Source organism: Hyphomicrobium sp. (genome assembly GCF_035548195.1).
Taxonomy (GTDB): domain Bacteria; phylum Pseudomonadota; class Alphaproteobacteria; order Rhizobiales; family Hyphomicrobiaceae; genus Hyphomicrobium_B.
Map to the genome: position 1 here is coordinate 44459 of NZ_DASZTY010000034.1, position 17775 is coordinate 62233.

A 17775-nucleotide genomic window follows, 5' to 3' on the forward strand; every position below is an offset into this window, starting at 1 on the left:
CGACAATCGCAAATCAATGACCCCTCTTGCCTTCAGCCCCGCGCAAGCCGCCGCCAGCCTCGAATCCAAGGCTTGGCCTTTTGAAGAAGCGCGGCGGTTGATCAAACGCTTAGAGCGACTTCCCGGCGGTGCGGAGAAAACAGTTCTGTTTGAAACCGGGTATGGCCCTTCTGGTCTGCCACATATCGGTACGTTCGGGGAGGTTGCCCGCACCACAATGGTGCGCCACGCTTTCGAATTATTGACGGATGGCAAACGGAAGACCCGGCTCATCTGCTTTTCGGATGATATGGACGGGCTGCGCAAAGTGCCGGCCAACGTCCCGAATCAGGAAATTCTGCAGAAGCACCTCGAAAAACCCCTGACGCGCGTGCCCGACCCGTTCGGCAAATTTGAAAGCTTCGCCCACCATAACAATGCAATGCTGCGCGATTTTCTCGATCGCTTCGCCTTCGAGTACGAATTTTTCTCGGCGACCGAATGCTACACATCCGGCATGTTCGATGCGACGCTCCTGAAGATGCTCGCAGTCTACGACAAGGTCATGGAGATCATCTTGCCGACGCTCGGACCGGAGCGGCAAGCAACATACTCTCCCTTCCTTCCCGTCTGTCCTCGCAGCGGCAAGGTCTTGCAGGTGCCGATGGTCGCCCGCAACGTGAAAGCCGGGACGATCACCTACATCGATCCCGAAACCGGCGAAAAAGTCGAAACACCCGTTACCGGCGGGCGCGTCAAATGCCAGTGGAAGGCTGACTGGGCGATGCGCTGGACGGCGCTCGGCGTCGACTATGAAATGGCGGGTAAGGACCTGATCGACAGTGTCACGTTATCATCCAAGGTCTGCAAGGCTCTTGGCGGCACACCGCCCGAAGGCTTCAATTACGAGCTATTTCTCGACCAGAACGGAGAGAAAATTTCCAAATCGAAAGGCAACGGTCTGACCATCGAGGAATGGCTAACCTATGCGCCGCCGGAAAGCCTGTCGCTCTTCATGTTCCAAAAGCCAAAGAGCGCGAAGAAGCTTTATTTCGACGTCATTCCCCGCGCGGTCGACGAATATCTGCAGTTTCTTTCCGCGTATCCTCAGCAAGATGCAAAGCAGCAAGTTGATAATCCTGTTTGGCACATCCATGACGGCGCACCGCCGCGCCCTGAGCTGCCAATCACGTTCGGCTTGCTTTTGAACCTCGTTTCGGTTTCCAACGCCGAGAACAAGGACGTGCTTTGGGGTTTCCTTCGCCGCTATGCGCCCGGCGCAACGCCGGAAAAAAATCCTATTCTCGATCGGCTATCGGATCGTGCCATTCGCTACTTCGACTCGTTCGTCAAGCCGACCAAAAAATTCCGCGCCCCGGACGATGTCGAGGTTGCCGCACTGAAGAGTCTGGACGGTGCGCTGGCCGCTCTTCCGCCGGATGCAAACGCTGACAAAATCCAAAACACGCTGCTCGACGTTGCGCGTGCCATTCCACGCTACCAAGATCCGGCGAAGCTCAGCCCCAGCGGCGGCCCTGGGGTCAAGCTCGACTGGTTCCAGGCAATCTATGAAATTCTTTTAGGTCAGCAACGCGGACCTCGGCTCGGGACATTCATCGCCCTCTACGGTATTCCCGAAACACGCGCGCTCATCAGAAAAGCGCTCGACGGAAGGCTTGTCACGTCGTGAGCCGCGATCGTCTATGCGGTTCGCGACATGGTCTTCGCCTGCTGTTCCTGAAGCTTGCCCGCATTTCGTGAAACCGGACGTTGTAATTTCAGATCGATGCGCCAGAGAGTCTCGATCAGCCCAATAAGACGTTGCTCACGTGCATCGATCTCTGCGCGCCCCCATTCGCTCTCGCCAAGAACGTCTCGCGTGATGGCGAGAAGAGGCGCAACGCTCGATGCCGTCGTTCCATAAATCTTTTTCTTTTCGTCCCACGAGGCGTTGCGCGCCTTGTCGTTCTCCTGCTGTGTGATCAGCACGAGATTGCCGAGACAATCGACGATCTCGCCGCGTTCCTCCGCACTCGGAACGGACCGGCGCCATGCGCTCGAAGCGGCCGGTCTCTGTGGCAGCACATGCTCGATCGTGTACAGATCGGGATCGATGTTCAACGCGGAATCACCCATCTCGTCGCTCAGTCGCATCAGTAGAAGGCGGCAGACTTTCGGGTTGCGCTTATGCAGATCCCTGAGATGGAAGGCGATGCTGCGGACTTCATCGCGCGTCACCTGCAGGACCGGATGGGTCGTGTCCAGCAATTCACCCGCGCGGATCGCCTTGATCAGTTCGGCGAAGCGGCGCGCACGCTTGCCCGAACCCGCGCAAAGCAGTCGCGTCAATATCGCGAGGCGCTCGATCTCACTCAGAAGAAATGATGCCCGATCCGGATCCCGCCGCCATTGACTAAGCACCAGAATAGCCGCAGGCGCCCAATCCGCATCCGGCAGTCGGTTAAGATAAGTGAGCGTCCTAGACATTCCGCCGGGCAGAGTGCCCCAGCCACAGCTGCGGATCAGCGCGTAAGCCTTCGAATAGGGAAGAAAGACATCCCTGAAGAAGGCCTCCGAACCGCCCGTGTCGCGAATTATGTTTCGCACGCCCGCGACGATCGGCATCCGTCCATGCCCGAAGATCGTCCGGAGGTGACCGAAGAACGGTTCGAAATTCTCACCCAGCGCAAGGCTCGTATCATCCCACGTTTGAGCCGCCCAGCCAATATCGCCGGTCGTCAAGCGGCTCAAAATGTCCGATTTCAGAATATCGTTGCGCTGCAATTTTTTGCCGCGCTCGTTTAGGACGACGAACATCTGATGCGAGCGATCGATATCGGTTCCGACGATGACGACGACGTAACAGCGATCTGCGATGAACTCCGCAAGCGTCTTGCGGGCACTCCCGGACATCTCCGCCAGCGTCGAGCGAAATTGATCCCTAACGTCGAGAAGTGTCGCCTCCTGAGCCGACGTGGCAGGGAAATCAGCTGCGATCGCCGTACTTCCAGGTTGCAGAATACGCGTCTCGAAAACGACGCGCTCGCGGCCTGCTAAATGCAGGCGAAACCGCTCAGTACGAAAGAATCGAGATCCCTGCTGGGCGAACAGCATACGCTGCACGCGCTTCGCTACGGACGTCCGCAAATCGACTTCGAGATCCCGTAGTACAGCTAGCAACGTCATCAACGTCACGAGCCGCTGCTGCCCATCAATGATACCGAACTCGCGCTGTGCCATTTTGGGCGAAAGCTTCGTGGTCTCAACGCCCGGCGAATCCATCAGCACGACCGCCCCGAGAAAATAGTCGTGATCGGCCTCGCGATCGGCACTGACGCCCGCCGCCTCCATCAGATCGTCGAGCAACTGCTCCGCCTGCTCCCTGCCCCAGGAATAGGGACGCTGGAAGATGGGAATGTTCAGCAGGTATGGCCCGGAGAGAAGTTGGGAGATACTTAGGGATGCGGTAGGATACACGTATGCGTCGACCTCTTCACTTGCCCTGCGATGTGGCCGGAGATCTAATCTGCTCGTCCACCTGTCTCCCCACCACCAAACATGGTTGTGCAGATATCCAGTCGTGATAGCAACGATGCCGAAACAACGCTACAGGCGTTTGCACTTCGAACGTATGAGGCGCTCGGGGCTCCTCGTCAAAACACATTCTCTCGAATGGACCGTATGATCTTCAAAATTGCGAAAGTCACTGATTGGCGCGACGCCGTAGCGAAGGGACATTATTCTGGTTCGTTGGACGATGTTCGCGACGGCTTCATTCATCTTTCGTCCAAGTCGCAACTTCGCGGAACTTTAGAGAAGCATTTCAGAGGAGCGCCAGACCTTGTTCTCATTGCGTTTCAAGAAGGACAGCTTGGCCCTGAACTCAGATGGGAAACATCGCGCGGGGGCGACCTCTTCCCGCACCTCTATGGCAATCTTCCAACGACAAAAGCGATATGGGAGCGCGCACTGACTCTCGACGCCGACGGTATCCCCTTCATCGAGGACGAATGGCTCGAATGCTGAGCGCCCTTTATCGCTTTGCCCGGCCTGCGCTTTTCTCGCTCAGTCCCGAGGATGCTCACGAAGCAACGCTAAGAGCTCTTGAGTTGGGACTCCATCCGCGGCAGCTTGGCACGGCCAATCCCATTCTGCGGCAAACGGTATTCGGTCTGGATTTTCCAAATCCGATTGGCGTCGCCGCGGGCTACGACAAGGATGCGCGCGTTCCGGATGCTTTGCTGGCAATGGGTTGCGGCTTTGCCGAGATCGGGACGGTCACACCCCGCCCCCAGCCGGGCAATCCGAAGCCACGTATCTTCCGCCTCGTGAACGATCGCGCTTTGATCAATCGGCTCGGCTTCAACAATGGCGGACACGACGCCGCCCTCGCACGCCTGAACGCCCGTCAAGACAGAGCCGGCATCGTAGGCGTCAACATCGGGGCTAACAAGGACAGCAGCGATCGGACTGGCGACTATGTGATGGGCATTGAGGCGTTTAATTCCGTTGCGAGTTATTTCACCGTCAACATCTCTTCGCCGAACACGCCTGGCCTGCGCGACCTCCAGGCGCCTGCGGCACTCGAAGAACTGTTGTCGCGTATCATGGAAGCGAGAAAACGCTGCGCCTCAAAAGGCGAGCCGCGAAGACCGATCATCGTCAAGATCGCGCCCGACATCGCTACGGAAGACATTCCGGCCATCTGTGAACGGCTTCTCGCACATGCCGTCGATGGCATCGCAGTCTCGAATACGACGCTTTCCCGCGATGGGCTAAAAGATAGCCAAGCCAAAGAAACAGGCGGCCTCTCAGGGCGCCCCCTCTTCCGGCGATCGACAATCATGCTGGCCCGCATTTACGAAGCGACGGAGGGCAAAATCCCCCTCATCGGCATTGGCGGTATCGACGACGGAGAGACAGCGCTCGAAAAAATCGAAGCCGGCGCGAGCCTGTTGCAGCTTTACACGGGTCTGGTTTACGCAGGACCTGGATTGATTGGCGAAATCAAAGCCCATGTCGCCGACACTATCCATCGGCGAGGGTACGCAAATATCGCTACCTTGCGCGGATCGAAGGCCAGACAATGGGCCGAGATGCCGCTCTAACTCCTCTAAGACCGATGCCTCGATTGCGCTAGAGCCTGTGAACGCCTAACACGCTTGCAACGGCGCATGAGATCATGCGTCGCAATGTTAGTATCGAGCATGACGCTCACGACACCGAAGAAAATAAAGCGCAAGCCGCGCCCGCCCGCTCACCTGTCGAAAACCCTGCCACCGGTCATCGCAGCATGGTTTGCGCGTCGCGGATGGAAACCGCGCGCACACCAGTTGGCGCTTCTCGAAGCAGCCAAGCATCGCCGCTCGACGCTCCTTATCGCTCCGACAGGCGCAGGTAAAACGCTTGCAGGCTTTTTGCCGAGCCTTATCGCTCTTGGAACAGAAAAGCGCAAGAAAGCAGGAGCCGGACTTTTCACGCTCTACGTTTCTCCGCTTAAGGCACTCGCAAACGACGTTGCACGCAACCTGATCGCACCCATCGAGGAAATGGGTCTCAACATCCGCACCGAAACCCGCACCGGCGACACGTCCGTCGCGCGCCGTCAACGCCAGCGCGTCAAACCGCCCCAAATCCTGCTGACGACGCCCGAGCAAGTCGCACTGCTCCTCAGTCACCCCGACGCGCCGCATCTCTTCGCCGATCTTGACACGATCATTCTCGACGAACTGCACGCACTCGCCCCGTCGAAGCGCGGCGACTTGCTTGCTCTCGATCTCGCACGCCTCAGGACTCTCGCGCCGAACGTGATGACCGTCGGCCTATCGGCCACTGTCGCCCGTCCAAGCGAACTACGCGGCTATCTCGTTTCCCAAACCCATCCGGAAACGGCCACGCTTCTCTCCGATCTCGTGACCGTCGAGGGAGGGGCCAAGCCGGACATCAGCATCCTCGAAGTCGAGGACGAAATCCCCTGGTCGGGACACACGGCACGCTATGCCATGCACGAGGTCTACAATGCCATTCGCGCCCATAAGCTGACGCTCGTTTTCGTCAACGCCCGTTTACAAGCCGAAGTGGCGTTTCAGGAGCTTTGGCGCATCAACGAAGACAATTTGCCTATTGGCCTTCACCACGGCTCGCTTGATGCACTTCAGCGGAGAAAGGTCGAATCCGCGATGGCCGCAGGCAAGCTTCGCGCCGTCGTCGCCACGTCGACGCTGGACCTCGGCATCGACTGGGGCGACGTCGATCTCGTCATCCATCTGGGCGCACCGAAAGGCGCGAGCCGCTTCCTGCAGCGCATCGGCCGCGCCAACCATCGCATGGACGAACCATCTCGCGGCATCCTCGTGCCGGGAAACCGCTTCGAGGTTCTGGAATGCCGCGCCGCGCAACAAGCGGCGGAAGTTGGCGCGCAAGACGCGGTGCTGTCGCGCTCGGGTGCGCTCGACGTGCTCGCCCAGCATATTCTTGGGATGGCATGCCAAGCACAGTTCGATCCGGCGACCCTTTTTTCCGAGATCCGCTCCGCGCTTCCCTACGCCGGACTAAGTCGAAACCAATTCGACAGAGCCGTCGAATTCGTTTCGACAGGCGGCTACGCTCTCAAAAACTATGACCGCTTCGCCAAGCTCAAACCAACCGGCGACGGCAAGTTGCGCGTCGCCAATCCGCGCATCGCCCAGCAGTACCGATTGAACGTCGGAACGATCGTTGACTCCCCGATGCTCAAAGTGCACCTCGTCTCGGCGCGCCGCGGGGCTGGACGTGCGCGGCAAGGCGGACGTGTTCTTGGCGAAGTCGATGAATACTTCGCCGAGCAACTGCCGCCCGGCGCGACGTTCGTTTTCGCGGGCGAGGTTCTTCGTTTCGAAGGTATGCGGGATACCGAGGTCTTTGTGTCCCGTGCCTCGGCCCAGGACCCGATGGTGCCGAGCTATGGCGGCAACAAATTCCCCCTTTCGACACATCTTGCCGCGCGCGTCAGAGCGATGCTAGCCAATCCGCGCGATTGGCCAAGCCTGCCGCCTGCGGTTGCCCACTGGCTGACCCTGCAAAGCGAGCGCTCGGTGCTTCCGGCAACGGACGAAGTCCTCATCGAGACGTTCCCTCGCGCTGGTCGACACTTTCTTGTCGCTTACCCGTTCGAAGGCCGGCTCGCGCACCAGACGCTCGGAATGCTTCTGACACGCCGTCTGCACAGGGCGGACGCCCAACCGCTCGGCTTCGTCGCCAACGACTATGCCCTTGCGCTTTGGACGGTCGGCGACATGTCGGACATGATCGCGCAAGGCCGCCTATCGCTCAGCAGTCTATTCGATGAGGATATGCTCGGCGACGACCTCGACGCATGGCTCGCCGAAAGCAACCTGATGAAGCGCACATTTCGTTTGGCCGCCGTGATCGCGGGGCTGATCGAGCGGCGGCACCCTGGCAAGGTCAAATCGGGCCGCCAAGTGACGATGTCGACCGACCTTATTTATGACGTCCTGCGCCGTCACGATCCGAACCACCTCCTGCTCGAAGCCGCTTGGGCCGACGCGGCAACAGGATTGCTCGACATTCGGCGGCTGGGAGACTTTCTTGCGCGCGTCAAGAACCGAATCAGGCATCAATCGTTGCCGCGCGTATCGCCTTTGTCGGTGCCTGTGCTGCTTGAGATCGGTCGCGAGGTCGTCGCCGGTCATGCTCACGACTCATTGCTGCGCGAAGCCGCCGAGGTACTCATACACGATGCGATTGGAGATTGCTGAGCATGGGAATGCTGAAGCCGGAGCGTATGGGGCTCGATGACTTCGCAGACCAGCACGTCTCGATTTGCGGCAAGGCGTTCCTAGCGCACAAATCTGGCGCTCTCTATTGGCCCGCCGAGCGCGCGCTGATCGTCGCTGATCTGCATCTTGAGAAGGGTTCGGCCTTCGCCGCGCGCGGTCAAATGCTGCCACCCTACGATACGCGCGAGACGCTCGCGAAACTTGCCGCCTTGATCGACCGTTACGATCCTGAAACCGTCATCGCACTCGGCGACAGCCTTCACGACCCCGACGGCGCCGCACGAATGGACCGCAGCGATGTCGAAAGCCTGCACGTGCTGCAGGAGGATCGCGATTGGATCTGGATCACGGGAAACCACGATCCGAAGATTGATCGTATGCTTGCGGGGTACGTCGTCCCGGAAATCGTGGTCGAGGGCATTGCACTTCGTCACGAACCGCGTCCTGGAGCCGTCACTCACGAAATCGCAGGTCACTTCCATCCGGCTGCGCGCCTTATGCTACACGGAACCTCGCTGCGCCGGCCTTGCTTCGTCGGTAACGGCCGCAGGCTCGTGATGCCGGCGTTCGGCGCATACACCGGCGGTCTCAATATTCTCGATCTCGCCTTCGAGCCTTTGTTCGGGATGGACGGGCTCGCCGTCTGGATGCTCGGCCACGAAGGGCTTTATCCGGTCGCCCCGCGTCTGTTGAAAGACGATTGAGCGGCTAGACGGATCGCGGAAACGCGAACGCTGCTGCCAGTCCCGCAGTAATTGCCAAGAACACAGTCACCAAACCGTACAACAACGGCCGTGTCTGCGCAGCATCGTGAATATAGCGTTCGACCCCTTCGCGTTCGAGCGTGACTTTACTCTTGTATTGGCCGAGAAGTTTGCCGTCCCGGAAAAGATAGATACGTGCCGCCAATGGACCCACAGGAACATTGGGCGGCAAAGCGACTGTTGCGCGAAAAAGACTCCGGCCAATGAACGCAACGCCAAAATCGGACTTTATGAACAGACGCTCCTTCTCCTTCAAACGGATCAGTGCCTTTTTAAATCCTGCAACCTCATCGGCGTCCGTGGGTGCGGTCCCACCAGTCGATGCCGGGACCATCCGGACGTGCTCAAAACCGATAGCATTCGCATCAAGCACCGCCGCATCGGCAATTTCGTCAATCGGCCGTGTCGAAGCGATGGCATAATAGCTCGGAAGGGATGCAAAGCGCATTGAGGCCGTATTGATCCACAATCCGCCGACCCTCGATTTTCGACGAACCACAACCGGCGCGGGCGTTCCCTCGGCCACGACAACAACATCGTACGTGCCCGCTCCCGCACTCGGCTGCACACTGTTCTCCACCGCTCCGAAAACCAGAATCTCGGTACCCGTGAAGCTTGACGTGATGGCGACCTGCCGCGTCGATGCATCCGCCTCCACACTTTCCTTGGCATCGGCGGCAATAGCCGTACCAGCAAAGCAGAACAGCGGCACGAAAAGGGCCAAGCTGAGCAAGCGCCTCATGATCCCCTCAGAGGCGCAAGCGAATAGAGATCTGCCGGCGGCGCCACCAGATCGTATCCCATGCGCGCTGCCACGATGAGCACCAGCATACCGAGAAGGATGCGCATATGATCGCTTCTCAATTTCTCTCCTGCGGAGGTTCCGAATTGAGCCCCGATCACACCACCGACCAGCAGGATAGCGGCCAGCACGACGTCGACCGTCTTGTTTTGCCACGCATGCAGGACCGTCGCGAAAGCCGCAACGAAAACGATTTGAAATAGCGACGTCCCGACCACGACGCTCGTCGGCATCCTCAGGATATAGATCATTGCCGGGATGAAAATGAACCCGCCTCCGATCCCCATGATCGCCGAGACGAATCCGACGAACATACCGATCACCATCGGCGGTACCATGCTGATGTACAGCTTGGAACGCACGAAACGCATTTTGAATGGCAGTCCGTCCATCCAGTTATGCCGTCCGGATTTACGCGGGGAATGGACGCCGACGGTTTGCGCATGGCGCCAAGCATTGATCCCCTCGATTAAAGTCAATGTGCCGACGACGCCAAGAAAAGTCACGTAAGCGAGCGAAACGGTAAACTCGAACAGCCCCGCTTTGCGCAGAAGACGCACCACCTCTACACCGAGAGAGGTACCAACCAGTCCCGCCGACAGCATGACAAGCGCCATTTTTACATCGATGTTTTTTCGGCGATAATGGACAACCGCGCCTGACACCGAAGATGCTGCCACGTGAACGTTGCACGTCGCAACCGCGACCGCAGGCGGAACGCCCAGAAAGGTCAGAAGCGGCGTCAAGAGAAAACCGCCGCCGATGCCGAAAAGTCCCGAGATAAAACCAACGGCCGCGCCGAGGGCGAGAAAGACGGCCACGGAAACCGACATTTCGGCAATCGGCAGATAGAGCGTCATCAAGCGGTTCTAATCGGCAGGGTAGCCGGCGGAAGCGACGGCGTTACGGAGACTGCATCTAAGGGACACCAAACCGCCCGGCACCGCAAGCCGCACAAGTCAACTTCGACGCGATCCTACTGCCAGCCTAACGCAAAACCAGGACGAACATTCAACCCGCGACCCTCGCATTCCGCTAACCGGCGATACCGTTCTTCGGGTTATTCTTCCACTCTTCGCCTGCCAAGCGCGGGTCATTGGCGCGGCGATCAACCGGGAGAGGCCGCCAATTTGCAATCATGCGTTCGGCGGCAGCAATGTCATCAGCCGCAAGCTTCCCGCGAAGGATGTCCCGCCTCCGTACGGCGGCCGGATCGTTGTTCCGTGCCGCAAGAGATAGCCACATGAACGCTTGCCGGAGATCGCGCTTCACCCCGAGTCCGTTCTCATACAGGATTGCGAGGTTAAATTCACTGTCGACCAGACCACGCTCGGCCGCCCGCTCGAACCATTGCGCCGCCGTCGTGTAATCCGGGGCTTCATCGGTCTTATTGGCGCTGAGTACGGCAAGGTTATGCATCGCCTTGATGTTTCCTTGATCCGCCGCGCGGCGATACCAGTCCGCGGCAAGCTTACGGTCCGGCTTTAGCCCCAGACCACGTTCGTATAATGTACCCAATCGATATTGCGCCTGCGCGAAGCCGCGATCAGCCGAACGCGCGTACCATTTTGCAGCGTCCTTGAAGTTCTGTGGCGTACCTTTCCCCTCGGCCATGCGCGCGCCTACCTCGAATTCCGCAGACGGATCGCCTTTGGCTGCGGCTAGTCTCAGCGACAGCGGCCCGACGGTCGCCGGAGGGATGTCGAGTGGAGCGTTGCGTGACATCCGTTGCGGCAAATCATGATGGTCCGCTGATGCATCCGAGCCCTCCGTTTCGGCTTCTGTCGGAACGATCGAAGCGGGAATGATCGAGGAATTGCTTTCCCGCGCGGCCGCGTCACCTAGTTCGCCGGATACAGTTGCCATTGCCTGATGGCGTTCGGCTTTTTGCAGGCTGGCTTTAGTCACCGGCTCGTTGAGATCGACCGCAACACCCATCATAGGCAAAGTCGTCTTGGCGGCATGCGTATCGCTCGGCGTCAACTGTCCTTGCTGGTCGCCTTTCGGAGCCGCCTCTTCGCGCGGCGCCGATCCCTTTGGCTGCCGCCCGCCGTTTGCCTGCCCGTCCTGGTCTGGCGCTGATTTGGCACCTTCGCTCCGCGCACTTGCCGCTGGTCCGGATATCGATGGCGAAGGCGCAAGTGACGATGAATGGCCGCTTACAGGTTTAGGGGACTCCCAACCAAGCGTGTACCATAGCCCGCTTAGCGCCAGTAGCGCGGCGACCGCAAGCACCACGAGGCGCGGAGATGGTCCGGATGGGCCCGAAGCTTTCGAACGCACCGCAGCCGGACGGATTGGGCGCCCACCCTCCGAACCGCGAGCAGCCTCCGAAGACGACATAGAGAACCCGTCGGATTCGGACGGCGATGTAATGACGATTTCGTCGTCAACGGCGGCCGAAAGCCTCATTTTGGCGCGCCGCGCTTGTGCGATGAAATCCTGTCGCAACTTTTCGCTATCGCCACTCACCGGCTCGATTGTGTCTTCGTCTGCAAAAGCCGTGTCGGTGCGTTGCTGCTCAAAGCCATTCGCTGGCTCGGCGAAATCTTTCACTTCACCGACCTCGTCGACCTCAAGGGCAGGACGTTCCGAAGCATCATTTTCCGGCTGAGTTCCCTCGCGACGGCTCGTCACGGCGAAAGGATCAGAATTTATATGCTGCGCCATCTCGATCGCGTCGACGCGATCCAAGAGACGGATCATCGCCTGTTGCATCGTATCGAGGAGCGCGGCAGTATTTTCATCCCCGCTCCGGCTTTCCGACCTCATACGTTCAAGAAGCGGACGAAGCTCGCTGACGGGATCTTTGTGCTCCGCATCCGAAAACGGCATCGGCGCGCCAGATGCACCATTCGGCATCCCGGCAAGACTTCGCGTAATGCCGGCAAGCTGCTCCTCAATGACATTGAGACGTGTCAATTGATCGTGCGTTTCGACGAGATGATTGACCACTTCTCCGACGTGCGATTCGATGAGGCGTACCGCATCGAGATCAGAGCGCTTGGCAACCCCTTCGAACATTTTGCTGAACTGCTGTTCGAATTGATCGAGCCGATCGCCGATAGCGCGGAACCCCCGCTCGGGATGGATCTCCGCTAACGATTGCTCGATCCCTTTGGCGATTTCCGCAAAACGATTTTCGAGCCACGCTGGATCGATATCCGCACGTGTGGCCGAACCGGCGGCGCGCCGCGGATGCGGCGAATCCGGAGCAAAGTCGCCGGCGCCCGATTCATAGAGATCTGTTAGAGCCACAGCCGCATTAGGATCCCACGGATCGGTATCCTCAAACGAACTTGAAATCGCATCGGAGTTCGAAGCTTTTGCGTTCAACGCACTCGTAGATGCATCCTCTTCCGAGCCTGCAAGCCGTCTGGCGAGTTCCGCAACGCCAGATTCGATCAAATCGAAAGCGGAAGAAAATTGCTCTGGAACATGCTGTCGAAGCGTTTCGGTTTCATGTTCCATCGTCGAAATGCGATTTTGCATTTCGTCAAGCGTCGCGCTGTGACGGCGATCGGCGTCGGTAAGCTGATCGGCAATTGCATCGATGAGCGCTTTGAGTTCGCTTTGGCCATCCTCTTGACCGAACGCGCCAGGCGAAGCGCCGCCAGCATCGTCATTTGCGCTCAATTCCGGATTTGACATAGTCCCCTCGATGCCCGGCGCTGGCGGTCCGGCGCAGTCGCGTGATCGAGCGGGGGACATTTGGAGATCATCCGTGCCGCGCGAAAAATCGCGATCTCGTCAGACGCAGCACAAATCAGTTTGGGGTACGTTGAGGAACGCCAGTAAATACCGCGTTAAGACCTTGGGCTTCAGGCAGGATAGGGCGCATTTCCAAGGCACGTACCCCGCGCGATGTGCCCCGATCCCGCGCAAGCACGTCTTGTAGATGCGCCAAAGGGGGTCCTTGGACTATTCTGGAATTGCCACACTCCCCGGCTATGAAAAGCCTTCGATTATGCGAGGAGCCACAATGGACGCGCGAAGAACTTACCTAGGGGCGCCGATCGCGCTCGCTTTGCTGGCGACACCGGTCGCGGCAGTCGCCGCGGAAAATGCCGGCGATCGCTTTACGATGTCCCCGGTCGACGGCGGATTTTTGAGGCTGGACAAGCAGACGGGAGCTGTCGCGATGTGCGCACAAACAGGCAGCGCCTGGGCATGCACGCCGGTAGAGGACCACACCCCCATCGGAACGACGCCAACGGATGTCGCGCGACTGAAAGAGGAGAACAAAGAACTGAAAGGTCGCGTCGAATCCCTTGAAAAAATGCTCGCAACCGCCCGGCCCCTGACGCCAGAGGAACGGCCGGACAACAAACTTCAGTTGCCGACGGACCAAGAAGTCGATCAAGCGCTGGACTATCTTGAACGCGTCTATAAAAAGGTCCGCGACCGCATGAGAGACCTAGACAAGCCGTTGCCCCCGCCTGACGGACCGTCACCGCCGTCCGACAGCGCCCAACCGCCCCCACCACCTCCTCCGAAGGGGACGCTCTAGCGATCAGTCGCGCCAACGGAATAAGTGCATGTGGCACGGATCAACTCATGCACGATACCGGGTTCGGTCATCGCATGACCCGCCGCGCCCACGATGCGCAGTTCCGAACCCGGCCACGCCTGATGGAGCATCACCGCGTTTCTTGCCGGAGTTACGACGTCGTACCGCCCGTGGATAATAATGCCGGGAATGCTTCGAAGACGTTCGGCATTGAGAAGAAGCTCCCCGTCGCGGCGGAAAAAGCCGCTATTGACGAAATAATGGCTTTCGAGCCGCGCAAAAGCCAAAGCGTAAGAATCTGCGCCGAAGCGCGCGACGCGATCGGGCTCCGGAATGAGGGACAATGTCGTCCCTTCCCAAATACTCCACGCCTGGGCAGCCGCCAGCTGCGTCGCCGGATCGTCCGAAGTCAGTCTGCGATGATAGGCGCCAATCATATCGTCCCGCTCCGAGGGCGGAATGAGCCGCTGAAATTCAGCGAACGCCTCGGGAAAAATCCAACTACACCCGTCCTGATAGAACCAGCGCAGCTCGGCTTTTGTGAGAAGGAAAATCCCGCGCAAGATGAGCGCCGTCACGCGATCGGGATATGCCTCGGCATACGCGAGCGAGAGCGTTGACCCCCAAGAACCTCCAAACAGCTGCCACCGATCGATATCGAGTTCTTTACGAATGCGCTCGATATCCTCGACGAGATCCTGAGTCGTATTGTTCTCAAGGCACGCATTCGGCGTCGACCGGCCGCAGCCTCTCTGATCGAAAAGAACAATCCGGTAGTGGTCAGGGTTGTGATAGCGCCGCATGGTGGGATTGCTGCCGCCACCTGGACCGCCATGCACGATGAGTACGGGCTGGCCTCGTGGATTTCCACACTCCTCGACATAGAGCGTGTGACCGCCACTGACCGGCAAGCGGTGTTCGCGATAGGGGCCGATTGGCGGATAGAGATCAAGCCGGTCTCTGATGGTCATAGCACTCCGCTTTCGACAACGCCCTCTATAAGGCGAGCGGCCGTCGCCTCAAGGCCGACTGCGTGACGCCTGCAAGCGGCTGCATCGCGCGCGATATCTTACGAGAATAAATGGTTTGCTAAGAGATCAAAGCAAGTCCGCAGTCAGCATCGTGCGGAAGTTCGCAACCGTCAAGTCCGCGCATGCTTACGAAGCTGCAGACGCTGCATCTCCCGATCGTAGATGATTTCTCCGCCCGGGACTCGAATATCACGTACGATTTCCAGCGTATGGCGCGTCATCTCTGGCCGGAGTAAACTGACTGCGATCGCCATGGCCCACGAAATCGGCAACGCGAGGATTCCGGAAATCGCGCTTGGGGTCGTAATCAGCCCGACTTCGCTCATAAGTATCGCGAGCGAGGCTGCAATAAACCCGGAAACGACCCCAAAGATGGCGCCGTTGGCTGTCAGCCGCTTCCACCAGATCGACAATACCATAACGGGAAAAAGACTCGCGCCGGTCAAGGATAACGCCCATAAAACCAGCCGCAGGGGATCGGTCGGCGCCACAAGCGTCAATGACGCACCGCAAATGGCAACGATGCCGATAAAGCCGCGCGTCAGCCACACCCGCGTCTCGGCCCGTGCGGGTTCCCATGACATTCCCTGAACGACGTCTTCGCCAAGAACGGCTGCGAGCGAGACCATCGTTGCACCCGCCGTGACAAGGGCAGCGGCAAGAGCGCCGGCGAAAAGTAAATAGTCGAAAGCCTTCGGCAGCCCCGTCGCAACCGGCAGCGCAAAAAGCACACCGTCACGATCAAATTTGAGACCGTTGAACGCCAGCCGGGTCGCCGTCTGATCGAAGCTGACGAGGTGAGCCGTCGCAGCGTCATAGAGCCATTTCGGCAGCGGTCCCAGACGTTCGCTCATGACCGCGTCGAGCGCGAAGTCCCGCATGAAGATCGCAATCGACGAAACGGTCAGAAGTATTAACCCGGAAAACACCGTTGCCCAGCCAAGAGCCTTGCGGGCCTCGTAGACGCTGGGAGATGTGGCAACGCGCGGCAAAAGCCAGGGCGCGGTGCTGATGCCCGATGCGATCGCCAGAATGGCGAGCCCGAAACCAAGAATACCGACCGCGCCAAACGGTTGACTGTACGGCTTGGCTAGCGCGGCAAATCCCTCTCCTGGCAAATCGAACGCCAACGGCCAGACATTGACGAGCTGAAGCCCTTCGTTGACCTCGTTTCGAACGAGGCTTCGTGCAATCGGTCCATTCGCGAGCTGCGGTATCGGCAAACTGGTGACGATGACGCTGACTGTTGTGGCAACGCCAAGTACAGCAAGAAAGAGCGCGAGCGACTGCGCGACGCCGGCCCACGTGAACGAGCGCTTGCCGCCCGGCGCGATCGTAATCGCAACGCTCAGAGCAAGCACGCAAACGATAAGGTTGGGATTGAGCGCGATAAGCCGCGAAGCGACGCTCGATCCCATGCGAAGCTCCGCCGAAAGGACGAGAAGCATCGGAACGGCGACAACCGCAGCAGATATCATCCGCAGCGGCTTGCTTTCGAAACGCCGGCCGAGATAGCTCGGAACCGTAAACGCGCCGAACTTCCGATAGAACGGAGCAAGCGTGATCGCCATCACGACGAACCCCGTAAGCGTTCCGATCAGCAGAACGAGCGCGTCGAAGCCCGCGAAGAAAAAGGCACCGGTTCCGGCGACGACAAACGTCGCACCGAGCGCCGTAGCCGCAAGCAGCAGACCGTTGTAAGCCGCAGGCACGCGCCGGCCGGCGGCGAAATAATTGAGCGCGTCGTTAGAACCGACTGCTAATCCGATGGCTGCATAGATCAAGATCGGCCCGGCAAAGAAGGCAAGGCGTAAAAGCGACTCTCTAAGGCTCAGCTGCTCGAAAATCAGAACAAGCAAAAAAAGCGCCGTAAAGAGCGCGGCGAAAATGCTGAAGTATGTTCCGAGACGCGGGTTGACGACCCTCGCGCGCGCGCCAAACATCATGATGGCGCCCTCACGTATCTTCGTGAGCGCCGTGCCAATGGTCGATGGCGTTCTGCCGGTTGACGTAGCTCGCGACCGTCACGACGGCGATCGCAAAAAAACCGTGGGCGGCGAGAAAATATCCCAGCGGAAAACCAAGGAACCGGTTGGTATTCAACTGATCGGCATAGAGCGGCAAGACCATGACGATGGCAAAGAATGGAATGAGGCTGGCGAGCACCTGCCATTTCGTGTGTCGCCAATACGGTTTGCGCTCTTTCCGTTCGATCATTTCCGTCCCCCGATCGGCTCCGACTGCCGCCATGCCCGCGACCAAGCCCGACTATGGCCGGTGTCTTGGCCGTTTGTCCAATGAGGGCCGACACTCGGACCGGCTACTCGTTGCTGCTCAAAGTCTCATTGCCTAAGATTGAGGCGTGATTCGAGCGAAGGCATGGAGGAAATTTCTGACGGCGCAACCTTGAGCAACTGTCAATCTAAATAGCACACCAGACCTGACTGAGAGGCTAGGATGCCCTTGACGCACGAAACTTGCCGAACCCAGATACGCGGGAAAGGACGACAGCAATGAAAATAGTAGACGAATTCAAAGAATTCGCGATGCGCGGTAATGTCGTCGATCTCGCCATCGGCGTGATCATGGGCGCCGCATTTGCCCCGATCGTCGCAACCCTCGTCGACAACATTATCATGCCTCCGATCGGCTACGTTCTCGCGGGGATAGATTTCTCCAAGCTTGCCGTAGAAATTCCGACACCTACAAATCCGGTTTTGATCAAATATGGCATATTCCTCAATGCCGTAATCAAGTTCCTGATCACCGCGTTCGCGATCTTCCTGCTCGTCAAGGCGATTAATCACATGAAAAAGCCGAAGGCCGCCGAAGCCCCCCCGTCGCCGCCGCAGTCCGAAATTTATCTGAAAGAAATTCGAGACCTTCTGGCGAGCAGAAAATAGTTCATATA

The 17775-nt window shown here is 58.8% G+C and carries 14 protein-coding genes; 7 read left to right on the forward strand and 7 right to left on the reverse strand.

From position 1 onward, the window contains the following. Positions 1-16: 16 nt before the first annotated feature. Positions 17-1669 carry a lysine--tRNA ligase gene (locus VHB22_RS13210; protein ID WP_325457450.1) on the forward strand — a complete coding sequence of 551 codons (1653 nt, stop codon included), beginning with the start codon at positions 17-19 and terminating at the stop codon, positions 1667-1669. Positions 1670-1680: 11 nt separating this feature from the next. Here VHB22_RS13210 and VHB22_RS13215 read toward each other — a convergent pair whose 3' ends face one another. After that, positions 1681-3456 carry a DUF262 domain-containing HNH endonuclease family protein gene (locus VHB22_RS13215; protein ID WP_325457451.1) on the reverse strand — a complete coding sequence of 592 codons (1776 nt, stop codon included), beginning with the start codon at positions 3454-3456 and terminating at the stop codon, positions 1681-1683. Positions 3457-3660: 204 nt separating this feature from the next. On the opposite strand from VHB22_RS13215, the gene VHB22_RS13220 reads away from it, so the two are divergent. The 4 genes from VHB22_RS13220 (at position 3661) to pdeM (ending at position 8461) form a co-directional block, all read left to right on the forward strand. Next, positions 3661-4005 carry a DUF952 domain-containing protein gene (locus VHB22_RS13220; protein ID WP_325457452.1) on the forward strand — a complete coding sequence of 115 codons (345 nt, stop codon included), beginning with the start codon at positions 3661-3663 and terminating at the stop codon, positions 4003-4005. Further along, positions 3999-5087 carry a quinone-dependent dihydroorotate dehydrogenase gene (locus VHB22_RS13225; protein ID WP_325457533.1) on the forward strand — a complete coding sequence of 363 codons (1089 nt, stop codon included), beginning with the start codon at positions 3999-4001 and terminating at the stop codon, positions 5085-5087. Before VHB22_RS13220 ends, VHB22_RS13225 begins: the two co-directional genes overlap by 7 nt. A gap of 84 nt (positions 5088-5171) precedes the next feature. Next, positions 5172-7736: a ligase-associated DNA damage response DEXH box helicase gene (locus tag VHB22_RS13230; RefSeq protein ID WP_325457453.1), complete on the forward strand. Its 2565-nt coding sequence runs from the start codon at positions 5172-5174 to the stop codon at positions 7734-7736. Between the two features lie 2 nt (positions 7737-7738). After that, the gene (gene pdeM / locus VHB22_RS13235; RefSeq protein WP_325457454.1) at positions 7739-8461 is read left to right on the forward strand and encodes a ligase-associated DNA damage response endonuclease PdeM; all 723 of its coding nucleotides are present in this window, start codon (positions 7739-7741) and stop codon (positions 8459-8461) included. Positions 8462-8465: 4 nt separating this feature from the next. Here pdeM and VHB22_RS13240 read toward each other — a convergent pair whose 3' ends face one another. The 3 genes from VHB22_RS13240 to VHB22_RS13250 form a co-directional block, all read right to left on the reverse strand. Then, positions 8466-9263, reverse strand: coding sequence for a TIGR02186 family protein (locus VHB22_RS13240; protein ID WP_325457455.1), 798 nt, complete (start codon positions 9261-9263; stop codon positions 8466-8468). Continuing rightward, positions 9260-10183: a sulfite exporter TauE/SafE family protein gene (locus VHB22_RS13245; RefSeq protein WP_325457456.1), complete on the reverse strand. Its 924-nt coding sequence runs from the start codon at positions 10181-10183 to the stop codon at positions 9260-9262. Before VHB22_RS13245 ends, VHB22_RS13240 begins: the two co-directional genes overlap by 4 nt. A gap of 175 nt (positions 10184-10358) precedes the next feature. After that, on the reverse strand, positions 10359-12974 hold the full coding sequence (locus VHB22_RS13250; protein WP_325457457.1) for a sel1 repeat family protein: 2616 nt from the start codon (positions 12972-12974) through the stop codon (positions 10359-10361). 331 nt (positions 12975-13305) lie between these two features. Here VHB22_RS13250 and VHB22_RS13255 point away from each other — a divergent pair, with 331 nt between their 5' ends. Continuing rightward, complete coding sequence (locus tag VHB22_RS13255; RefSeq protein WP_325457458.1) at positions 13306-13833, forward strand: hypothetical protein; 528 nt, start codon at positions 13306-13308, stop codon at positions 13831-13833. On the opposite strand, the gene pip is transcribed toward VHB22_RS13255, so the two are convergent. The 3 genes from pip to VHB22_RS13270 form a co-directional block, all read right to left on the reverse strand. Next, positions 13830-14804, reverse strand: coding sequence for a prolyl aminopeptidase (gene pip / locus VHB22_RS13260; RefSeq protein WP_325457459.1), 975 nt, complete (start codon positions 14802-14804; stop codon positions 13830-13832). The genes VHB22_RS13255 and pip overlap by 4 nt on opposite strands. A 170-nt stretch (positions 14805-14974) precedes the next feature. Further along, entirely contained in the window at positions 14975-16810 is a 1836-nt protein-coding gene (locus tag VHB22_RS13265; RefSeq protein WP_325457460.1) for a solute symporter family protein, read from the reverse strand. A 10-nt stretch (positions 16811-16820) separates the two neighbouring features. Further along, positions 16821-17081, reverse strand: a complete 261-nt coding sequence (locus tag VHB22_RS13270; RefSeq protein WP_325457461.1) for a DUF4212 domain-containing protein — start codon at positions 17079-17081, stop codon at positions 16821-16823. Positions 17082-17377: 296 nt separating this feature from the next. Between VHB22_RS13270 and mscL the strand changes: the two genes are divergently transcribed. Beyond that, positions 17378-17767: a large-conductance mechanosensitive channel protein MscL gene (mscL, locus tag VHB22_RS13275; RefSeq protein WP_325457462.1), complete on the forward strand. Its 390-nt coding sequence runs from the start codon at positions 17378-17380 to the stop codon at positions 17765-17767. Positions 17768-17775 lie beyond the last annotated feature (8 nt).